The organism is Chitinophaga eiseniae, assembly GCF_012641265.1.
Taxonomy (GTDB): Bacteria; Bacteroidota; Bacteroidia; order Chitinophagales; family Chitinophagaceae; genus Chitinophaga; species Chitinophaga eiseniae_A.
Genome location: NZ_JABAHZ010000002.1, coordinates 1440812 through 1462468 on the forward strand (window position 1 = coordinate 1440812; position 21657 = coordinate 1462468).

At 42.2% G+C, this 21657-nt stretch carries 17 protein-coding genes, 1 tRNA gene and 1 pseudogene; 6 read left to right on the top strand and 13 right to left on the bottom strand.

The genetic code is table 11. The annotated features are described in order from the left end of the window. Positions 1-147 precede the first annotated feature (147 nt). Positions 148-747 carry an RNA polymerase sigma factor gene (locus HGH91_RS13575; RefSeq protein ID WP_168738942.1) on the bottom strand — a complete coding sequence of 200 codons (600 nt, stop codon included), beginning with the start codon at positions 745-747 and terminating at the stop codon, positions 148-150. 335 nt (positions 748-1082) lie between these two features. Here HGH91_RS13575 and HGH91_RS13580 point away from each other — a divergent pair, with 335 nt between their 5' ends. From HGH91_RS13580 to HGH91_RS13590, 3 genes are all read left to right on the top strand, one after another. Continuing rightward, the gene (locus tag HGH91_RS13580; protein WP_168738943.1) at positions 1083-2267 is read left to right on the top strand and encodes a FecR family protein; all 1185 of its coding nucleotides are present in this window, start codon (positions 1083-1085) and stop codon (positions 2265-2267) included. A 201-nt stretch (positions 2268-2468) separates the two neighbouring features. Further along, a complete protein-coding gene (locus tag HGH91_RS13585) occupies positions 2469-5831 on the top strand; it encodes a TonB-dependent receptor (protein ID WP_168738944.1) in 3363 nt (1120 codons plus the stop codon). A gap of 19 nt (positions 5832-5850) precedes the next feature. Continuing rightward, a complete protein-coding gene (locus tag HGH91_RS13590; protein ID WP_168738945.1) occupies positions 5851-7428 on the top strand; it encodes a RagB/SusD family nutrient uptake outer membrane protein in 1578 nt (525 codons plus the stop codon). 123 nt (positions 7429-7551) lie between these two features. Here the strand turns inward: HGH91_RS13590 and HGH91_RS13595 are convergent, their stop codons facing one another. From HGH91_RS13595 to HGH91_RS13610, 4 genes are all read right to left on the bottom strand, one after another. After that, positions 7552-8001, bottom strand: coding sequence for a DUF1569 domain-containing protein (locus tag HGH91_RS13595; RefSeq protein WP_168738946.1), 450 nt, complete (start codon positions 7999-8001; stop codon positions 7552-7554). A gap of 3 nt (positions 8002-8004) precedes the next feature. Further along, complete coding sequence (locus HGH91_RS13600; RefSeq protein ID WP_168738947.1) at positions 8005-8418, bottom strand: VOC family protein; 414 nt, start codon at positions 8416-8418, stop codon at positions 8005-8007. A 53-nt stretch (positions 8419-8471) separates the two neighbouring features. Next, positions 8472-8891: a helix-turn-helix transcriptional regulator gene (locus HGH91_RS13605; protein ID WP_211092283.1), complete on the bottom strand. Its 420-nt coding sequence runs from the start codon at positions 8889-8891 to the stop codon at positions 8472-8474. A 164-nt stretch (positions 8892-9055) separates the two neighbouring features. Continuing rightward, positions 9056-9988, bottom strand: coding sequence for a ClpXP adapter SpxH family protein (locus HGH91_RS13610; RefSeq protein ID WP_168738948.1), 933 nt, complete (start codon positions 9986-9988; stop codon positions 9056-9058). Between the two features lie 170 nt (positions 9989-10158). Here HGH91_RS13610 and HGH91_RS13615 point away from each other — a divergent pair, with 170 nt between their 5' ends. After that, positions 10159-10470 (top strand): winged helix-turn-helix transcriptional regulator, encoded by a 312-nt coding sequence (locus HGH91_RS13615; RefSeq protein ID WP_168738949.1) that lies wholly within the window; start codon positions 10159-10161, stop codon positions 10468-10470. 421 nt (positions 10471-10891) lie between these two features. On the opposite strand, the pseudogene tnpA reads toward HGH91_RS13615, so the two are convergent. From tnpA to HGH91_RS13635, 5 genes and pseudogenes are all read right to left on the bottom strand, one after another. Further along, positions 10892-10999: pseudogene (gene tnpA, locus HGH91_RS31620) on the bottom strand (IS66 family insertion sequence element accessory protein TnpA); the annotation flags it as partial. Between the two features lie 22 nt (positions 11000-11021). Continuing rightward, a complete protein-coding gene (locus HGH91_RS13620) occupies positions 11022-11930 on the bottom strand; it encodes a hypothetical protein (protein ID WP_168738950.1) in 909 nt (302 codons plus the stop codon). Positions 11931-11942: 12 nt separating this feature from the next. Beyond that, positions 11943-13061: a DUF3696 domain-containing protein gene (locus tag HGH91_RS13625; RefSeq protein ID WP_168738951.1), complete on the bottom strand. Its 1119-nt coding sequence runs from the start codon at positions 13059-13061 to the stop codon at positions 11943-11945. Then, positions 13058-14290 carry a DUF262 domain-containing protein gene (locus HGH91_RS13630; protein ID WP_168738952.1) on the bottom strand — a complete coding sequence of 411 codons (1233 nt, stop codon included), beginning with the start codon at positions 14288-14290 and terminating at the stop codon, positions 13058-13060. The genes HGH91_RS13625 and HGH91_RS13630 overlap by 4 nt, the downstream gene beginning before the upstream one ends. 484 nt (positions 14291-14774) lie before the next feature. Next, positions 14775-14848: transfer RNA gene (locus HGH91_RS13635), tRNA-Lys, on the bottom strand. Between the two features lie 162 nt (positions 14849-15010). On the opposite strand from HGH91_RS13635, the gene HGH91_RS13640 reads away from it, so the two are divergent. Both HGH91_RS13640 and HGH91_RS13645 read left to right on the top strand, forming a co-directional pair. Then, entirely contained in the window at positions 15011-16189 is a 1179-nt protein-coding gene (locus HGH91_RS13640; protein WP_168738953.1) for an acetyl-CoA C-acyltransferase, read from the top strand. A 433-nt stretch (positions 16190-16622) separates the two neighbouring features. Then, entirely contained in the window at positions 16623-17075 is a 453-nt protein-coding gene (locus HGH91_RS13645) for a hypothetical protein (RefSeq protein WP_168738954.1), read from the top strand. A 23-nt stretch (positions 17076-17098) separates the two neighbouring features. On the opposite strand, the gene HGH91_RS13650 is transcribed toward HGH91_RS13645, so the two are convergent. From HGH91_RS13650 to HGH91_RS13660, 3 genes are all read right to left on the bottom strand, one after another. Further along, on the bottom strand, positions 17099-19549 hold the full coding sequence (locus tag HGH91_RS13650) for a TonB-dependent receptor (RefSeq protein WP_168738955.1): 2451 nt from the start codon (positions 19547-19549) through the stop codon (positions 17099-17101). 115 nt (positions 19550-19664) lie between these two features. Further along, positions 19665-20024 carry a hypothetical protein gene (locus tag HGH91_RS13655; RefSeq protein WP_168738956.1) on the bottom strand — a complete coding sequence of 120 codons (360 nt, stop codon included), beginning with the start codon at positions 20022-20024 and terminating at the stop codon, positions 19665-19667. 43 nt (positions 20025-20067) lie between these two features. Further along, complete coding sequence (locus tag HGH91_RS13660; protein WP_168738957.1) at positions 20068-21648, bottom strand: DUF1501 domain-containing protein; 1581 nt, start codon at positions 21646-21648, stop codon at positions 20068-20070. Between the last annotated feature and the right edge of the window lie 9 nt (positions 21649-21657).

A 21657-nucleotide genomic window follows, 5' to 3' on the forward strand; every position in this document is an offset into this window, starting at 1 on the left:
ATTGTCCGCTTGGGTATGGGTAGGGGGTATAGGTTTGGATATTTTTCTTCTGATGGGATTATGTCATGAGGAGGAGCCTCGTTAAATGACAGATTTACGGCTATGGGTGGCAAAAGCGTCCACTGGTAGTGATTTTTTAGTGTAAATTCACCGGGAAAGAAAAATGTAATGAATCAGTATTGGTAAAGTGAAACGATGATATCTTAGCGCTGATTTAATAAGCCGTAACGCATACTGGATTTGTTTTTTTACCGTTTCTTCAGATATATTAAGTATTTGTGCTATTTGTCTGTGAGTCAGGTGTTCATGGCGACTCAAGTTATAGATTTCCCGCATTCTGGGAGGCATTTTTTCAATGGCGTCTACGACAGTTTGCTGTACTTCTTTAAACTGTATTTGCAATTCTCCGGCAGCGCAAATATCACTGGCCGTACTATGAACGAGCTTGCTAAGATAGTCACGTCGGGTGATATTCTTTTCAATGTAATGAATCGCCTTATAACGCGCACTGGTTTGCAGATAAGCGGCCAGCGAGCCTTCAATTTTCAGTTCTTTTCTACGATTCCATAATGAAAGAAAAACTTCCTGCACTACGTCTGCTGCTTCATCTTTCCCACGTAATGCCCTGGCAGCCGTAACAAATAATCCCTGCCAATAGCGACGATAAATCGTGCTGAATGCGTCTTCATTGTCACTGCTCATTAATTCGAGAAGCTTTTCATCAGTATACAAAGTTATTGCCGGCATAACGAGTTGTAGTAAATCATAACGTGATTTTGGATGAATAATGCGAATATAGAAAATAAATTGTCCCGTTAAGAGTAAATAAACTCATTATTTTCTTTCTGCAATGTTCATGATAAGGGATATGCTGATTTTCTTTCTGATTCATCATTCACGCAACCAGGAATCCATACAGTGCTACTTTGCATTGTTTGGTAATAGGATGAATAGTTTGATTGCATATTTTATTGATTATCTGTTGTATAAATCTTTTCTTCGCCAGGCAAAAAAAAAGCTAAGATTCCTTACCCCCTACACCTGTGCCAGCGGACAATTAAGGTATATCAATATACCAGATCATGGATATAAGACAGGCAAAAGCCATTTTGGAAAAGTATCGTACCGGGAATTGTTCTACTGAGGAAAAAGAGATGGTAGAAAAATGGTATGCCCGGCTTGTTGATACTGGAGAATGGGAATGGAGCGATGGAGAAGCAGAACAATTGGAACAGGCGATGGAAGAAAAGCTGTTGTTACAAATCAAACCAACAGAACAGCATCACTCCCGCAAATACTTTATTCAAAGGGCCTCCCGGTGGTGGGCCGCCGCTGCTATCCTGCTATTGCTGGCCGCAGTGACTCTTTTTTTCTTCTACGGCGCCAGGCATAACAATCAGCATTCCCTTTCCCAGGTGCAACGATTCAAAAACGATATTTTGCCTGCCACGCAACAGGTGGTCCTTACATTATCTGATGGAACTCAACAGGCGTTGGACGATGTTTCGAATGGTACGGTGACACACCAGGGACTGGCAGAAGCAGTAAAGAAAGACAGTTCCATGATATATAATTCCCCTGGCAATACCTCCGAGGAAGCGGTTGTTTATAATACGATTGCTACCGGGAAGGGCAGAACCTTCCATTTGCAGTTGTCAGATGGAAGTGAGGTTTGGTTGGATGCACTTTCATCTATTCGTTTTCCTACGTCATTCCCCGGCGGTGAGCGAATAGTGGAAATAACAGGTCAGGTTTATTTCGAGGTAGCTCACAACGCAAAAAAATCATTTAAAGTAAAAAGCGGGAAACAAGTGACCGAAGTACTGGGTACACATTTTAACATTAATTCATTTAATGGCGAAAAAATCCAGACTACCTTATTGGAAGGCCGCCTGAGGGTACAATCATTAGCCAGTGCCAATAGCGGGATGATGGACCCGCATGCTGTTATTATCAGCCCCGGACAGCAATCAATATTCAGTCCTGCAAACGCGCAACTTACAACACTGGAACTACAGGATACCGATGAAGTAATGGCCTGGAAGGATGGTCGATTTCGATTTGACGGCAGCAGCGTTAAAGAAATTACAGATCAATTGTCAAGATGGTACAACATTGATGTTGTATACAAGGATACAATAACTGAAACATTCGTGGCAGATATTAAAAGAGATGTCCCTATATCCAAAATGCTGAAACTTCTTGAAATGACAAAGCAAATAAAATTTGTAATTGAAGGTAATAAAGTGATCGTTATGAAATATTAATGGTTGTTGAACAAAAATGCCAGGAGTGTTGGAACCACCCCTGGCAGGTCTAATTAAATAAAACGCTTAACCGATTTATTAACCAAACACTTCAAAAGTATGCAATTAACTGCCATTTTGAGCAGAGCAAAGCATTTTTTGCTCCAGTACCCCTATACTCCAATACGAGGAACCAGGAGGGGCGCTAAAATTCAACGAATTATGAAACTAACTGCCATGTGTATTCTTGCTGCATGTCTCCACGCAGCCGCCCGTACAGAAGGCCAAACAATTACCTTATCCGTAAGAAACAAGCCGCTGGATAAAGTACTGACTGAAATTAAAAGACAAAGCAAGTTCAGTTTTGTCTACGGAAAGGAATTGGTAAGAGGGGCAGAGCCTGTAACAATTAATGTAAAAGATAATGCATTGGTGAATGTACTCGACCAGATATTTCAACATCAGAGATTGACATATAAGGTTTTCGACGATTACATTGTTCTTAGTCCAAAACCTATTGAACCCACGCCGGAATCAACAGGTACTATTCCAAATTTACCCCCACCAATAGATATCTCCGGAAAGGTGACGGATGAAAACGGGACTCCCCTGATCGGCGCTACTGTGATGATAAAAGGCACACACAACATGACTGCAACAAATGTTGACGGTACTTATGCATTGAAAAATGTCGGTGAAGACGCTACACTTGTTGTTTCATATATTGGAATGGAAACGCAGGAAATAAAGGTAAAAGGAAAAGAGCCTGTCAGCATTGTAATGAAGCAGGCAATAACACAAGGGCGGGATGTAGTAGTGGTTGGATATGGCACGCAGAAGAAGGTAAACTTGACAGGAGCGGTATCGCAGGTAACTGGATCTGTATTGAACAAGCGACCGGTAACAGATGTCTCTTCCATGCTGCAAGGTGTGCTTCCTGGTGTACAGGTGGTGCAAACAAATGGCCGTCCTTCGGACGGAAATTCATCTATTACGATTCGCGGGCTTGGCACCTTTAGCGGAGCCGGGGCCAATCCTCTTGTACTGATAGATGGCGTAGCAGGCTCCTTGTCAAATATCGACCCGAACTCAATTGAAAGTGTTTCTGTATTAAAGGATGCTGCTTCCGCTTCAATATATGGTTCAAGAGCAGCCAATGGCGTAATCCTGGTAACTACAAAGACCGGCAAAAATTCAGATGGAAAGCTACGGCTTGAGTATGCATATAATTACGGCATACATACTCCCACTAAAATGCTTGACCCGGTGACGAATTCAGCTGACTATATGAAAGCGTGGAATACAAGAATCACGAATAGCAATTATGGGGTTCCAATTCCCGGCAAACAATATACCCAGGCCGACATAGATGCCTATACCAATCCGACAGATAAAAATCTGTATCCAAGTTTCAATTGGCTGGATTTCCTGATAAAACCAGCGCCTACCCAAATGCACAACTTGTCGCTGAGTGGTGGTAAGCAAACATACTTCAATTTATCCTTAAATGCGGTGGATGAACAAGGTACATTGGCTCCCTACAGCTATAAAAAATACAGTGCCCAATTGAGCCTGGTTTCTGAAATTAGCAAGAAGTTAAAGCTGGGTGCGAATACCATTCTCAAGAACGGCAACTCCTACGGCGTAGCTAACTGGAATTCCAGCAACCTGGACCCCACCAACTATTTCTTATGCATATTGGCCCAACCTCCCACGCTTAAGCCAACAGTCGCAGATGGCAGCGGCCTTTACTCCTGGAGAGCTTACCCGTTCGAGGAAAATAACTGGAACCCTTACTTTACCTGGAAAGAAGTACCAGGCAGCAATATTAACTATGTAGCCAACCAGCAGATCTGGGCAGACTTTGAAATCATAGATGGACTGCACTGGTATACAAAATTTGCTGCAAATTATTCTATTGAAAAAGACAAGGGCTTCGTTGCATTTCAGGATCAATATGAACACCTGTATCGTGACGTGTCTGTTTTGGGTTATGGTAATAATTCCTTTTTGCAACAAGATACCTATGACGAATTATACAAAAATTTCTTCACGTATCTAACTTATGAAAAGGCGATTAAATCGCATCGCTTTAATCTCATGTTGGGCTATAGTAATGAGAACGACCAGGTCTCCAATATGTCAGCATACCGGGGCGAGTACAAAACGAATTTAACGCCTGAGTTAAATGCCGGTGCTGAAGGAGGACAAACAAATGGCGGTACCAGCGCCCAATGGGCCATACAATCTGTTTTTGGGAGATTGAACTACAGGTTGAAAGACAAGTATCTGCTGGAGCTAAATGTACGTGCCGACGGAACTTCCAGGTTGGCTGCCGGAAATCGGTGGGGAGTATTCCCGTCTGTATCAGCTGGCTGGGTTTTCACTAATGAAGCATTTATTGCGAATGCAATACCATGGCTATCCAGCGGTAAAGTTAGAGGCTCCTGGGGAGTACTTGGCAATCAGAATATAGGCAACTACCCCTACCAGGCATTATTGTCATTCACAGGTACATACCCTTTTGATAACGCCAGTCTATCGCAAGGGGTAGCGCAAACGGCTTTAAATAATCCAAACATTAAGTGGGAAACCACTACAAGCTCCAATATTGGAGCAGATCTTTTATTATTCAATAAACTGGCGTTAACCGTAGAAGTGTACAAGAAATATACTACAGACATTTTACGTACCGCACAGGTAAACGACCTGGTTGGGCTAACTGCTCCTGTGGTTAACAGCGGCGCGATGCAGAACACGGGCGTCGAATTCGACCTAAAGTACAATGACAATATAAAATCCGGAATCTTAAATGGACTGAAATGGGGCGCCGGTCTGAATTTCACACATAACAACAATAAGCTGGTGAAATTCGGGGCCGATCAGATTAACTCAAGAACCATCTACAGAGAAGGACTTCCATGGAACACATTCTATTTGCTGCAGGCTGATGGGATCTTTCAATCCAAAGAAGAAATAGCTGCATCACCTAAACAATTTGGTGAAAATACGCAACCAGGTACGTTAAAGTATAAAGATGTGAGCGGACCTAACGGAAAGCCAGACGGCGTGATAGATAACTATGACAGGATACCTATGACAAAAGGCGTATTCCCAGCTTTGATTTATGGATTCAATTTAAATGCGGAATGGAAAGGATTCGACCTGTTTGGATTTTTCCAGGGTGTTGCCGGATCAAAGGTATATGTAACCGGTTGGGGAGTACAGCCGTTTGTGCAGGGAAGTGCCCCGACCAAGAAGCAGTATACCGAAGCCTGGACACCGGAAAACCACTCTACTACCATGGTACAACTGGGTGATCCTATTTCATATAACCACCCGTCCACTTATCTTTTGAGAGATAATTCCTACCTGCGACTGAAAACATTACAGGTTGGATATAGCTTGCCATACGCAACGATTAAGCAATTGTATCTCAAAAATCTAAGGGTATACTTTGCCGGAGATAATTTGATAACTTTTACCAAGTATGAGGGACTTGACCCCGAACGGTCAGGCAACGGCAGTTTCGTTAATTATCCTCAGAGTAAGGTCTTTTCATTCGGTGTTAAGGCTACCTTCTAATGTATAAAATCTATTAGTTATGAAATCCGCTTTTCACAATATCAATATATTATTAATGGCATTGGTGCTTTTAACTGCCTGTTCCAAAGGGTTTTTAGAAAGGAACCCTACAGATATGTTAAATGCAACCACCTATTATACCTCCAAATCTTCCGTTGATGCTGCATTGACCAGCTGTTATGCAACATTGCAGAATCCCATGTTTACTGCTTCCAGTCCTTACTATGATTGTATGGCGGACAACGGCTATAACTATAACAACACCTACGGTACCACCACCCTGTCGAGAGGCCCGATTGTTCCAACGTCGGGAGGCTATATTGACAACGTGTATTCCACATCATATGCCAGTATCGCACGGTATAACATCTTCCTGAAAACCTTATCAGGCTATTCATTCAAAGATCTTTCTGCTGCCGATAAATTAAAGTATGAAGCAGAGGCAAGGCTGATGAGGGCCATGAAATATTTTGATCTATATAGATTTTATGGAGAAGTACCGTTAGTACTGGAACCACTTTCAGTGGAAAATCAGCATCAATCCAAATCAACTGCTGTAGCGGTACAAACACAGATAATTGTTGATATTGATTTCGCAATATCAAACTTGCCCAATGTATCTTACGCCGCCAATAAAGGCCATCTTGCGAAGGCTGCAGCGCAGGTATTGAAATCGAGGGTACTATTATTTGATGCCTATAATGCAGATGGAACTTCCAGGAAGGATATAATGGCAAACGTAAAAACAATTACAGGGGACATTATGGCCTCGTCATTCTATTCTATCTCCCCGAGTTTCAGGGGATTGTTTTGCGAGGATATCGGAAAGCAGGAAGGTAATACTGAGTTTATTTTTTCTGTGAAATTTTTAGCGCCTAATAATCCTACTGCTACTCAATTTATAGGTGTTGCGGCAGAATACATTTTTGATGCAAGCTCGCCGGGAGGAGCATTACTTCCACTGAAAAATTTCGCAAATGAATTTGAATTTAAGGATGGAAGCAGTTTTTCTACCAGCAACCCCCTGTATAATCCGAATAATGTTTATCAGAATAGGGACCCAAGAATGTCGAAGACATTGTTCTCCGATTCTGTAACATTTGAAAATGGGTTTACTGCCCGTATTCTTCCTTCGCCAACAGGATATAGTTATTACAAGCATGTGGAAGGAACAGACGCCCAGAATATATATGCAAATAAAAATGGCAGTGACTGGCCGGCTATGCGCTATGCAGAAGTGTTGTTGATGTATGCGGAGGCCACAAACGAGGTAGACGGACCGAGTGCAGGTGTTTATGGTGCGGTTAACCAAATTAGGACCCGGGCGGATATTAATATGCCACCTTTACCGGCCGGGCTTACTCAAGCCCAAATGAGAGACAGAATCCGGCATGAGAGAAGAATTGAACTAGCCTTTGAGGGTTTCAGGTATGACGATATTAAACGTTGGAAACTGGGCGTACAGTTGTTAAACATACCTGCTTCGGAAGCTATTATTAATAAAACATTTGTACAGAAAAATTACCGCTTGCCTCTGCCGCAGAGCCAGATAGATATTGATAAAGGCGTGCTCGTTCAGAACCCAGATTATCAATAGGCTGGCCTTGATCTATTGAGTAGATAATTATTTGAAATAACCCCAATTTTTCAATGATGCCTTTTCCGATGATGACAATTAAATTGTTGAAATCGGGAAGGCATCATTGTTCCTGCTTTCTGTTCACGCAACAAATTGTTTTAAATGATAGTCGCAATGTTTGTAAATAAATTGCCCTAGCTGTTCTCTTGTCAATTTACCAAAAAACCAATGTGTAAATTCCGTTCTATTAAATGTATCATAGCGTTCAATCAACAATTTCCATTTTAATTTTTCACCCTCCAGATCGGTGATGTTTTCAGTTACCTTAAACGGCGGAGGAGTGGGCGAATTTTTTCTGATGTTGGAATGTTCATCTTTTAAAATTGCTTTAATGGCTATTTTGCCAAAAATGCGTCCCATCAATGACCGGCTGATTTTTATATTGCCATAATAATATTCTTCACAGCGGGCGCAATGTCTTACCATTTGAGCAACGGTCATTTTGCCCCACAGCGGGGTGTTGTTTTTGGTAAGGGAATCAATTCTCCGGACTACCTCCAGTCTTGTTTCCTTGTCAAATATTGATTTCATACACTAGGAATTTATTTGTGCCAGTGAAAACCAGTTTCCGGAATCATCTAAGAAGAGTGCCTCATAGCCGTAAAATTCTTTTGTAGGGGGCTTTTTGAAAACAACGCCTTTACTTTTTAACTCTTCGTAAGTAGCTAGGAGATCTTTACAGGTAAATACAGCTGCGCCGAAGGTACCTTTCCTGATAAGCGAAGTCATCGTTTGCACAGTCTCTTTGTCGAACATGGACCCTTCGATGATAAGAAAAAGTGTAATTTCTAACTCTGGTTGCTCGGGTGGCGTTACGGTCAGCCATCTTGCATCCTTGCCCATGGGGACATCCGTATGCACTTTAAATCCAAGCTTATTTACATAGAAATCATATGCACTGTCCTGGTTGAGAACATAGACGCTGGTGTGCGTAATTCTTGTAATCATATTTTTTTATGTAAAAATGCTAAATCTGGATCCTTTCCACCTCTTCAAAATTGCTATTCTTTCCAGCCGTGAGTTTCGGCAAAACAATTTGGAATAAACCGCAATGGATACTTATTCATCTCATTTTTCCTGGTTGTTTCGCTTTTCTGAAAATGGGAAGGTGACTGCCCGGTTATCTTTTTAAACATACCGGCAAATGAGGTAGGACTCTCCAGGCCCACCATTAGTCCTGTTGCTAAAACGGAGTGTCCTTCTCTTAGTAATTCTTTTGCTTTTTCGATTCGCAGATGAATCAGATAGTTTTTGGGGGTCAGGCTGTAAATAGATTTGAACAGCCTGATAAAATGAAATTTTGAAAAATTTGCCTGGTCGGCAATATCATCAAGGTCGATGCTGTCAGCGTAAAACTTATCGATAAAAAGTTTAGCGCTTACAATCCGCTTGTATAAATATATCTTTTCATACTGCTCCAAGATAGACTGTTTAGGGGGTGATGGCTACCTGGCGATAGTGCTGTAGCATACGCAGTTACTAAATTAAGAAAAAGGAGCATATAAATAGCTGGCAAAAAAGGCAGACAAGCCAGTAACGACTTGTCTGCTTTTTAGGTGAGTTTATTAGTATAGAACGCTGAATATCAGCGATTCATATCTTTCACGCTCTTCACTTTCCAAAGTGAGCCATTTTTGGTTGTACACTTCTCCAACATTCCTTCCGCACTTAAGTTATTCAAAACCTGCTCGCTTTCGCTTCTTGGTGTTCCTGTTAGCTCCGAAAACTCCTTTGCTGTTAACGTATGATATATTGTGAACAAGGCAGACCAATTTTTGTCGTAGTTGTTTTTTGTGATGCTTGGGGAAAGTTTTAAAACAGCAGCCTCAAAGGTAATATAGGGCTTAGCTCCATAAACAAACTCAGACCTGCCTGTTGTGTCGGCAAAAAACATGGTAGGGAAGCCGCGGACCCCTAATTTCTTGGCTAAACTCAAATCTTCGTTAAAAAGTTCCCTGGCTTTACCATCGTAATCCTGTTTGAATTGCAGGATATCCAATCCCACATTTGCAGCAGCAGATTCCAGATGTTCCCATTTAGTAATGTTCTTTTTTTGCAGGAAAACCATCTCTCTTATTTCACGAAGAAATAGGATGGCTTTTTCTTTATCCTGCATTTGAGCTGCTTTAAAAGCAATAGAGGGCGGGTAGGAAGAAGCCAATGGGTCTTCCAGCCAAACATCGCCATCAATAGGCATATCGTAATGTGCGCTCACTTCATCCCAGTGGTGAGCTACGTCGGAAGGCTTACTGATTCCACCGCTGTTATAACTCCAGTCGGGCAACAAGCCACCCATTCGGTATTCTATTTCAATGCTACCACCATATTCCAGCTTCAGCTTCCGCAATTGTGGTTCAATACCCCAGCAGGAAGAGCAAATTGGATCAGTATAGTAAATAATAGTGATGGGCTTTTTGCCTGACTTTATATTGTTCGTGTCTGCCGGATTTCCCTGGTTCATCGGCATTTCGCAAATGCCACTTTCCGGATTGCATAATAAAGGATTGTTATTTTCCATTTTATTTTTTGTTTGGGCCTGGCAATCAGCGCTGCCAGGTAGTATGATTAATAGTATGACAGAGAAGATTGACCTCATTTTCTAAATAGTTGTAACGGGAATGCCGTGATAGATTTATTTTTACACAAATTTCGACCGATTGATTTTCTCCTGCAATAAGTCAGTTTTTTATGACCACTAAGAAAAATGTAAAGGATAATGAAACCTGCCCTGCCCAGGTGCTTTTGAAGCAATTGTCGGGTAAATGGAAACCGGAAATATTTCGTTTAGCAATGGACGGGGCTTTGCGGTTTAACAGTTTGCTTCGGCAAATGGAGGGGGCTAACAAGCAAACGTTATCTATGGCATTGAGAGAACTAGAGGAAGCCGGCCTGTTACAAAAAGTTGTTATCAAAGAAAAGCCGCTGCATATAGAATACTATCTTACCGAAAATGGAAAATCATTAATTCCCATTTTAAAACAAATGGAAAATTTGGGATAGGAATGAGTTAATGATAGGGCAGAAAATAGGAAAAGCCTTTTTCAAATGCCCACCAGCTGGGTATCATGTGACTGGGTTGGCGGCAAGCGTGGGTATCCGCGTTTTGTCATGCATTGCCGTCTATTGTCATATTTCCTCAAGAATACGAAAAACGTAGCAGATCATCCCATTAATAAAATGCAAGACCTGCTCCCTCGCAGATTTTAAAAATAGCTTCCTTCGAACTTTACAAATATTACTTCGTTCCGTCGAGACGTACTTCGCCGGAGGGATACGACTGCAGAGGATAATGAAAGTATGTCTATAATAATGATTTCACCTTTGATTGATAAAGGATAAAATTCCAAGAGCCTTAGCATGGTCCCATTTGGATCCAAGATTTCCAAATGTACTACTGCCGGACTCACAGCAGGGAGAACAATTAGAGTGAAACCTGCAATGTATCTTTGGGACCTGCTATTCTGTCAATCCAGTAGGGAAACGAATGATAGCCTATACTAGCCTGATCACAATACCGCTTTTTACTGACCTTACTTTGCTGCTATCCAGTCTTAATTTTTCATTCTATATTCTAATATAGATATTATTCTCAGGGGTATTTCATTTTCAGCAATGGTATCCCGCGTATGGGGTCTGACTCCTGGTTGAACTAAGTGGTAACCATGATATTGACATTGAAAACCTTCGTCTTCATATCTGATGTAAGCTGAATTTGCCGGGTCAAAATTAATTAAGTAACGGTGCTTGTGTTGATCTCCGATTGCGCTTTGTAATAGACTTTCGGCATTTATTTTTCCAATGTTCCCTCCAATTAATGGTGATTTCCCCGGTATATATCTGGCATGGCCTTCTATATGACGATTGTCATTATGATTATATATCCTTTTTATCCTTTGGGTTTCAAAGTAGATTTCCAATTCTTTAAAATTCGTAACAACACTGATGTTTATTAGGTCCGTTTTAATATCCTTTGAAACTCGAATTACAGGAATAGGATTACGGCTGGTGGAACCAAGAATATCCAAAAACAAGCATCTTTCGGATACTGGGTCAATAATTGCAACTGTTTTCTCTGTGATTTCTTTCAGAACTGGAGCTGGGCTTTCTTCGAAGTTCCTGCTATGGGGATTGAATTCTTTATAATAAGGCCATTTTTCTTCATTTTGCTCGTGGAGAGGGCCATCCTCCCAGTTTTTTGCATTAGCTTCAAAAAGTAGATATTGAATAGCTTCCTTCATCTCATAGGCCCCAGTGTAGCACACGAGGTCGAGAATTGTTTCAAGGCAATTTAAAAAATCTTGTTTATTTGACTCCTCAAAATATAGCTTAACTCCATGTTCACAATCAGCCCGATCAAGGATGATTTGCAACATCAATGTAAATTCTCTACCTTCTTGTGGACTGGCAATATGTCTCTCTAAATCAATCGGGAATTTAATGTAAATGTGGAATCTTCTCATCACGATAAGTTACTAAATTAAGGCCCTTATGTCTTTACCTATCTGATCAAAAAAGCTGGAAGGACGATTTTGTAATTTGCCTCCTGCATCAACTATTACTTCTGTGGATACCGTTGCATGTTCAGTTTCATCACGATCAAAAGAGTAAATTTTTAGATTTTTTTTATCAATTCCGAATTGGCTTTTCTCATATTTCTTGCATTGAACGAGAATGCCATTTATTATATGGTCCGAATGAGTTTCAACAATAATCTGAACGCCAGCTTGCCCGGCGAGACACATAAGTTCTGCTAATTTGGACTGCCCATAAGGATGAAGATGTGCTTCTGGATTTTCAATTAATAAAAGTGAGCCAGGTGTGGCGGAAAGAATTGCTACAATTATAGGAAGTGAATAGGATAATCCAAATCCAACATTTTCAGAGGAGAATTCTTCAGTCTCACCAAAATTTGAATTAATAAAGCTGTACTTTATTTCGTATCCTCCTCCAACATCTTTAGGTTTAATATTAACGCCTTTACTAATTTCTCTTTCCCATGCAGTTGTCTGACTTAGTAAGTAAGTATCAGGTTCTGATGGATGTAATAAGTTATCATTTACTTTTGTTACTTTTCCAAAAGTATATAAATATTGCGCTGTTAATTCTCCCTTACCTTTCTTAATAGATAATTGTCGCTGTATCTGTACTTCATAATCATCATTTTCATAATCAGCGGATCGCGCGGCACTAATATATTGAAAGTCATTGGTGAAAAGCGATAGCGTATTATAGCCGTCACTATCATTTATATCATTCAACCGCGTCAAAAAAGACGAGTCTTTAGATGTATCAAAAGCCCACGAGTATTCCTGGTCATTATCTCCCAGAATAATTGATATTTCATCTCCTCTTACTTTATCTACATATAAATATAAGGCATCTTTGGTTTTGCCAATAAAACATAGAGGTGAATTGAGGTCTAGGATCTCGTTGAGTTTATTCTTTAAATTCGTTTGCCTTAATAGCAAAAGAGCTTGTATTAGTGAAGATTTTCCAACACCATTTTGCCCACAAAGAACGGTTAGATGTCCCAATGCAATGGAAGTATCTTTGTGGGACTTGAAATTTTTAATTCGCAGTTTCTCTATCATGGATATAGTGTTTCTTTAACTATTCGTTCAATATCTTTAAAGCGTTGTTCAACATTTTCCTTTTGTGCAGTGCCTTGGGTAATTGAACGCCAGAATTTCCCATCAGCCTCATTCTGCAGTTTTATTAGCTTGTCTTTAAAAATTTCCTTTCTTTGAATTAATAAGGATGCTTCCGATATTGAAACTTTGGCCAAACTTACACTTAATACCTCAAATAGGGCTTTATTTATCGGCTTTCTATCATCATCTTTGTTTAATCTTTTTCGAAAGGCATCATTACCAAATATACTGTAGGCAGTATTCATTGCCCGCGCAAAATCTTCCTTAACCTTTAAAATATCATCATTGGATAAACTCTTCGACTTAGCCATTCCACTATTTAAGAATGTGTCTAAATCTGGTTGATATGACTTGTAATCTATCAGGTAAAAAGCAAGGAAACGAGTAGCGAAATCCCGATCTTCCATTCTGTCAGACTTTATTCGTTTGTCTGTCGCAAAAGCAAATGCAAGCCCCTCTTCAGTGGCTCTTAGTATCGTCATTGTGTCATCATGATTCTTACGCTGTTTATAGCCGCCATCCGGCATTTTTACGTCTTGCCATCTTACCAGGTCCGCGACCAGTTCAGCAGGTCTTCCTTGATTTATTGCATGCCTTATTTCCTGTGGAGTGAGTACTAACCCTCCCTGGTTAATTCTTTTGAAAATGTTGTATTTTACCTGATGTGGTGTACCCTTCTCTATTAAATAAACTGTTATAGGGAACGTTCTTATACGTCGTTGTAAAGTCAGAGGTAATTCATCATATTTACAACTATTAAACTCCTTTAAAAATTCTAAATCTATAAGCTCAAACTTCTTCTCAAGAACAAACTCTTTTACAGTGCTAATACGCTGCAGACCATCAACAACCTCTAAATCATTCTCTTCTTTCTCATAAAAATAAAATGATGGAATAGGCAATTTTAGTAAAAGTGATTCTATAAATCTGCTTTTCTTCTTAGTATCCCATAACCCTGGCAGCCTTTGGAATTCGGTATCTAGGTCAATAATGTTTTCTAAGATGTCATCCAATATTTGCCCAATGGTAAAAGGTCTCGAATTTACTTTTATTGTATTAGGGTCAAAGGGAACTTTAATAGTCACTTCATCATTGCCTATTTCCTGCTCAACTTCATTACTTCCATTCTCAAATCGATTACTACTAAATAAATCATCTGCTTGAGCCATATATAATCTTTTAAATAGACTAGTTCTAATAAAATAAGTGCAACGAAAATTTAATATTCAATACAAATCTAGGATTTTCTGAAAAAAGGTATTCCAGGATATCCCAACTCTGTGTGGTAAAGCGCTTCAAAACCAGTTAATCGAATATACATTTAAAACCATACTATATCTAATTTAATAAAAGGCATGAAAATCATTTATTTAAGTAGGTTATACTAAGTTATTGCGCATGAAATATTTGAAGGAAGATGAAGAGGTTTTACTGACATGGAATGTTACTGATCCATAGACGTCTTCTGTGAGAGATTGGATTGAGGATCTGTGCAAAGGCAGGTGTTACAAATTAACCAGCGACGTAATAAATTGTCCCCAAAGCGCATTTTCAATGAGCATAAATATGATATCAATTTATAAATCGATATCGTTATGATTAATACATTTAAACAGTAAAGCCCGCGACTAGCGCGAGCTTCATTGTTTCCTGTGACCCCCCTGGGGCTCGAACCCAGGACCTACTGATTAAGAGTCAGTAGCTCTAACCAACTGAGCTAGGGAGTCAGCTTTCCCGTTCTTTTGTTAAAAACGAGAGTGCAAATTTAACGCATCTTTTCTGAATATTCATGTACTTAATTTAATTAAATTTGGTAAAAAGGCTGAAATGTGGATAAATACCCATTATGTTGATAATCTAACCGTTAGCTCATTATAAAATTATTTTTCATGCAGGAAGCGTACATAGTAGCCGGATACCGCACCGCGGTGGGCAAATCTAAAAGAGGGGGTTTTCGTTTTTACAGACCGGATGATCTGGCGGTTGACGTAATTACCGGGTTGCTGAAATCCTTGCCACAACTGGATCCCAAGCGGGTCGACGACCTGATTGTAGGTAATGCGGTACCGGAAGCGGAGCAGGGATTGCAGATCGGGCGCATGATTTCAGTAAGAGCGTTAGGCATTGATGTGCCAGGCATGACAGTGAATCGCTATTGTGCTTCCGGCCTGGAAACAATCGCAATTGCTACCGCTAAAATACAGTCCGGTATGGCCGATTGTATCATTGCCGGCGGCACAGAGAGTATGAGCCTGGTGCCCGTAGCCGGTTGGAAAACTGTACCTAACTATACCGTGGCCAGTACTAACCCTGATTATTATATTGGCATGGGACTCACCGCTGAAGCAGTGGCTTCTGAGTTTAAAGTAAGCCGCCAGGACCAGGATGAGTTCTCATTTAAATCACATCAGAAAGCATTAAACGCTATTCAGAACGGCTATTTCAAGCCAGGAATTTTACCTATTGCTGTAGAAGAAGTATATGTGGATGAGAAAGGAAAAAAACAAAAACGCACTTATACAGTAGATACCGATGAAGGCCCTCGCGCCGATACTTCTATGGATGCACTGGGTAAGTTGAAGCCCGTATTTGCTGCCGGAGGCTCTGTTACCGCTGGTAACTCGTCGCAAACGTCCGACGGCGCTGCCTTCGTAGTGGTGATGAGCGAACGCATGGTCAACGAGTTGGGATTAAAGCCTATTGGCCGTTTGGTAGGATGTGTGTCTGCCGGCGTACACCCACGTATTATGGGCATCGGCCCTGTGGCTGCTATTCCTAAGGTATTGCAGCGTACAGGAAAAACTTTACAGGATATCGACCTGGTAGAACTCAACGAGGCATTCGCTTCTCAGTCTATCGCCGTTATCCGGGAACTGGGCCTCAATCCCGACATCGTGAATATCAATGGAGGCGCTATTGCACTGGGGCATCCCCTGGGTTGTACCGGCGCTAAACTCACGGTACAGCTGCTCGGCGACCTGAAGCGACTGAATAAAAAATACGGTATTGTGACTGCCTGCGTAGGCGGTGGACAAGGCATTGCCGGTATCATCGAAAATATTAGCTAATTATAAAGGTCAACCTGGCGTTAAAAAGTATGGGGCTGTGAAAACAGCCCCTTTCTTTTTCAACCAAAATCTGAACCAATGGTGGTCAGAAAAATTTTAAAACAAAAACCAAATTTTTTTGAAAACTGAGGGAAACTGTTTTTCCTCCGGGCAGGACGCTTGCTTCACACTTACATAACGAGGCCTCTAAACTACAAAATCTCTTATTATTTCAACTAAATATTTATATCAGTGGTAAATAGATATTGCAAAAACGATTTTATTTATCAAGCCCGCCTGGCCTGACTCGCACCTGGTTTGCCTTTCTTCTTATGTATTTTATTATATTGTAATATTATTTAAATAAACAATATATAAATAGCCGGTATATTAAGCTGCCTATACCCATAGATCCATAAAAAATCAATAGCTTTATCTTTTCAAATAATTAATTGTGCAAAGATCCTTACTACTGATACCTATTTTCTTATTCGCCTGCCGGCAAATAGCTACCAAGGAAGAGGCCACTACTGGTCAACAACCGGCAACTACTGCCCAAACAACACCCAAACCGGTGGCTTTTAAACTGATAAGCGGAAACACCAACAGCGATACCGCGGTATTTGAACAGGCTGGCATCACCGCCGGGATTACCAATACAGGCAACGGGATGCAAACCATACATATTACACAACAAGGAAAACGACTCATCAACTATATGCGGGCCATCGACTCCGCTACTACAGCGTTGCCAACACCCATGCTCGTTATAACGGGAACGGATACCCTGGTCACCTTTAATATGCAACAAGACAATAGCTTCTCTTTCAAAATAAAAAATAACAGGGGAGTCTATATGAAATCAACTCACCAGGCCGACAGCATAAAAAAAGCCCCCCGCTTTTAGCGGGGAGCTTTCTAAAAAACAGCTTATTTAAAATTGATTGGGATAGCCAGCTTCACACTGTAATTCCTCCCTACATTAAATACCCCCGCTCTACCGGTAACTTCATTTACAGGTGCATATTTCAACCTGCTCAAATGGCTCTGGTAGGCCACATCCGTAATGTTGTTCACCGCAAAGTGAAGGGAGAATAATGTTCTATTTTTCTTATTCACAAAATCAGATCCCAAACCAGCATTAAACAACGTATAACCTGAAGTGGGCGTTTCTGTTGCATAAGCGGTAAACACATCGTTCTGTGCAAAATTCAAATCCATCTGTACACCTACATAAGCGTTCTGCAACGGACTCTTACCTACTTTCTTAAACTTGCCCTTTAACTCAGATAACCAACGCGCCGGTGGAATATTGGGCAGATATTTCGTAGAGTCGGTGCTGTTAGCGGTAGTAGCCCGCACATAAGAAAACGTATTTTCAAAATGCAGCCAGTCAATCGGATGCGGATGTATGTCCAGCATAATTTCACCGCCATACAGGTTGGCATTGGTTTGCTGGTATTGGAACGCCGCAAAGCCCTCCTCGTTATCATGCACCGGGATAGAATCGGTACCCGCCGCATTAAACAGTTTACGGGAGAAAATAAAGTTATTGATATGATTATAAAATACGCTCGCCGTTAAAGACAAATGCTGGGTATTGAAATCGATGCCCGCATCCACCTGCGTGCTTACCTCCGGTTTCAGCTGCTGATTGCCATATTCGTATTTGATAGTGCCCTCATGTACGCCATTAGCCGACAACTCCGCAATATTCGGCGCCCGGAAACCACGTGCTGCATTCAGTTTCAACACCACGCGATCGCTGGCTTCATAACTCAGCCCCACACTACCAGACACATTGGAGAAATTACGATTGAATGCATCAAATTTACTATCTCCACTGGAAGCCGGTTTGCCGTCTGTTCCCAGGAACAGGGCTTTGGCGTTAATGGAGCGGTTATCAAACCGTAGCCCGCCACTCAGCGTCAGTTTGTTGAATGTTTTGCTGGTAACAGCAAACGCACCAATGTCAAACAGGTCGTACGCCGGTATCAGGAACTCTTCTCCTTTGTTCTTGTTGGTTTGCTGCATACCATTTACTCCTACTGTGGTTTGCCACCCGTTCATCTCCGGTAGATAATACTTAGCGCCATAGTTGAAGGTTTGCAGGTACAGGTAAAGGCCCGGCGTATTCGGTTGCAGTATATCGCCATATTCGCGGCGCTGGTTCAGCTGGTAACCCAATGTCAGCCCCAAACGGCCACCATTATTAAGATACAGGTTGTTGTCCCATACTATTTTCTGGTGGTTGATTTGCTGCTTGGGCACTGTCATACTATACGACCGGTGATCGTTGTCCGTAACAGGTCCTTCTTCGGCGGAACCGTTAATATTTACAGGTTTCACAAAACTACCGGTGCTGTCGCGATCTCCCTCTACCAGCCCCAGGTGCTGATTGAAGGAAGAAAAAGTCAGATGGGAGTATCCCCACTGCTTATTAATTCCCAGCGTAGCGCCATAGTTGGTATTGTTGAAGCGGGAGTTGAATACATACCCGTCATATTTATTCTGGTAGTCGTGCGCCTGCTTTTGCGTAATATAAGCGCCCCAGCTAATGCCGTTGTTATTACCGGCTATATCGGCGTGGTAGGCCATCAGGCCATTGTTGGTCTGATAGTTGGCTTCCAGGTTGCCTCTTATCTGCCCTAATGGTAACGGCGCCGGGGGAACGATGTTGACGACCCCTGCCAACGCATCTGAGCCATATACCAGCGAAGCAGGACCTTTCAACACTTCTATCCGGCTCACATTGTAATCATCAATCTCAATTCCATGCTCATCGCCCCATTGCTGGCCCTCCTGGCGGATACCATCGCCCACTACTACCACCCGGTTGTAACCTAACCCACGAATAAAAGGTTTGGATATAGCCGGACCGGTAGACAATTGCGTTACCCCAGGTACCTTAGCAATGGCATCAATAATATTGGTGGAGATGTTGTCATCGAGGTAGTCCCGGCGGATCACACTGATAGGCGTAGGTGTTTTCTTCGCTGAAGTAGCAAGGTTGGCCCCTGTGACCACAATCTCATTCTTTTCTATCAAGGTTTCTGTCAGCACAAAATCTTTGTTGGTAGCGCCGGAAATGGCCACCAGTTCTGTATAAGCGGCATAGCCGACGTAATGTACATCCACTACATATTTTCCTTTAGGAAGATTTTTGATCACATAATTACCCTGGGCATCCGCAGCCGCACCCACACGCAGGTCGGGCAGGTAAACAGTGGCTCCCGGCAAGGGCGTATGGGTTAACTTATCCACCACTTTACCGGCTAAAGAATTAGAATATCCTTCTTCAGGGTTTACACCGGCATAGGCAGCTGGCAACGCCAGCACTATACCCAGGAGTCCGAGTATAAATACACGCAAATAATGCATAGTTGAAAAATATAGAGCTGATTGCTAATAAGAAATAACTAACGCAGCACAATGGTGCACGTTATCATGACATTTATGCTGTTTAAAGCATGCCTAAAGTGTGTTTAAAGCATGTTTAAAGCATAGCAACGGCCGGAGGCGCCCTGGGAGTGAGATTGTAATAGGTAGCATGCGTGGTTTCCGGTATTGAAAGCGGGTAAAAAATCCAGTTTACCTGCCACACCGGCGCTATATAATAAGTAACAAACGGCTCGTACGGTTCTATACCTATCTGCAGAAAATCACAGTGACGGTGCTGCTCCGAAATGGTAAGCCCGTCATGCTGATGTACAGCGTCTACCGTGTCGTGGTGACCGGTAAATTCATGTATAAACTCCCGGGGGATAGTATTTAAAGTAAATACTCCCAGGAGAAGGATCGCTAGTATTTTATGTAGATAGCGCTTGTACACGAAGGCAAAGGTAGCAAAAACCATTTATTTGCAACGCTGTTGCACGATTATTAATCTAATTATAAGGTCAGTTTACCTTCAGCATAGGCCGTACCTGCTGTACAGGGCCGTTTTGGAACCGGGCATAATAAATGCCGCTGGGCAGGGACTGGGCATCAAAAGTAAACGTGTAAGTACCCGGTGTATGCACTTTATTCACAGGTACACTGATCAGCCGGCCTGTAGTATCAAATACCTGGATCATAGTGTTGCCACTGCCGGTGATATAGGTAATGGTGGTAAAATTATTAAAAGGGTTGGGTGAATTGGTGATCAGCTTCTTATCGGTATTCAGATCTGGTAAGCCGGTAATGGTACCACAGGCTACCCCGCTGATCAGTGGCAGGCGCTGGTAATCCTTTTGCAGGATGTTCTGCAAGGTGGTTTGATCCACGCAGAACCACTGCTCCAGGATAGAGGCGTAGATAGACCTGAAGTCATACTGCATGGGGATATTGTCAATCACCGTAGTGGTATCTGGTAAAGCCGGCGAATTACCCAGCACGCCCTGGTTAACATAATCTCCGAAAATAATCATAGGCGCAGCAGCACCGTGATCGGTACCCATACTGTAGTTGGATTTAATACGGCGTCCAAATTCAGAAAAGGTCATGCCCACTACGCGGCGGGAAGCATGCAGGCCTTTCAGGTCGTCCATAAAGGCTTTAATGGCATCCGACAAGCCGCCCAACAGGTTCGCATGGCCTCCCTTGCTGGTATCGCCGCCTTCTGTTTGGTTGGCATGGGTGTCAAAGCCGCCAATGCTCACCATATACAGCCTGGTTTTCAGTCCGCCGGCAATCAGCCGGGCAACGATCTTCAGCTGTTCTGCCAGGCCATTATTGGCCGGATAAGCGCCCTGGGTGGTCACTTTCTTGGCTGCAGCCAGAATTGATTGCTCATAGCTGTTGGTTTGCTTCGCAATCAGGCGGATATATTGCAATTCCTTTCCCCACTTGGTATTGGGAACGGGATCTGTGACACCGTCTATCAGGTTGTAGAAGTCGGTAGCACTGGTAATGGCAATACCCATACTGGCGCCGGCGCCCTGGAAAGCGGGCGACACGATAGAACCAATTTGTATGGCCAGCGGATCGGGGTTATCTGCGTTGGGATAACCATCCGGGAAACCAGGATACTGTGTATCGAGATAGCGGCCACCCCAGCCGGTAGTCAATATCTCATTGGAATCGGAACCGGTTAACCATATATCAGTAGCACGGAAATGGGAATAGTTGGGAGAAGGATAACCCACACTTTGCACAATGCTTACCTTTCCTTCATTGTACAGTTGTTGAATGCCGGTCATTGCCGGGTGCAGGCCGGATTTCAGGTAACTGTCCAGGCGAAGCACCTTACCTTCCTGGATGGCGATATTAGTACGCGCCGCCTGGTATTTGCCATACACGTCGAGCGGAATGACCATATTCAAACCATCGTTGCCACCGGTCATCTGGATCATTACCAGTACGTGATCGTTATCTTTTGCACCTGTACTCAATGCGGTGAGCATAGGAGATGAGGCAAAGGCTTTAATGGAAAAACCATTGATCAGGGTAGGCAGGATAGCAGCTGGCGCTGTATATTTGAGGAAGTCTCTTCTTTTCATAAAAAGGTT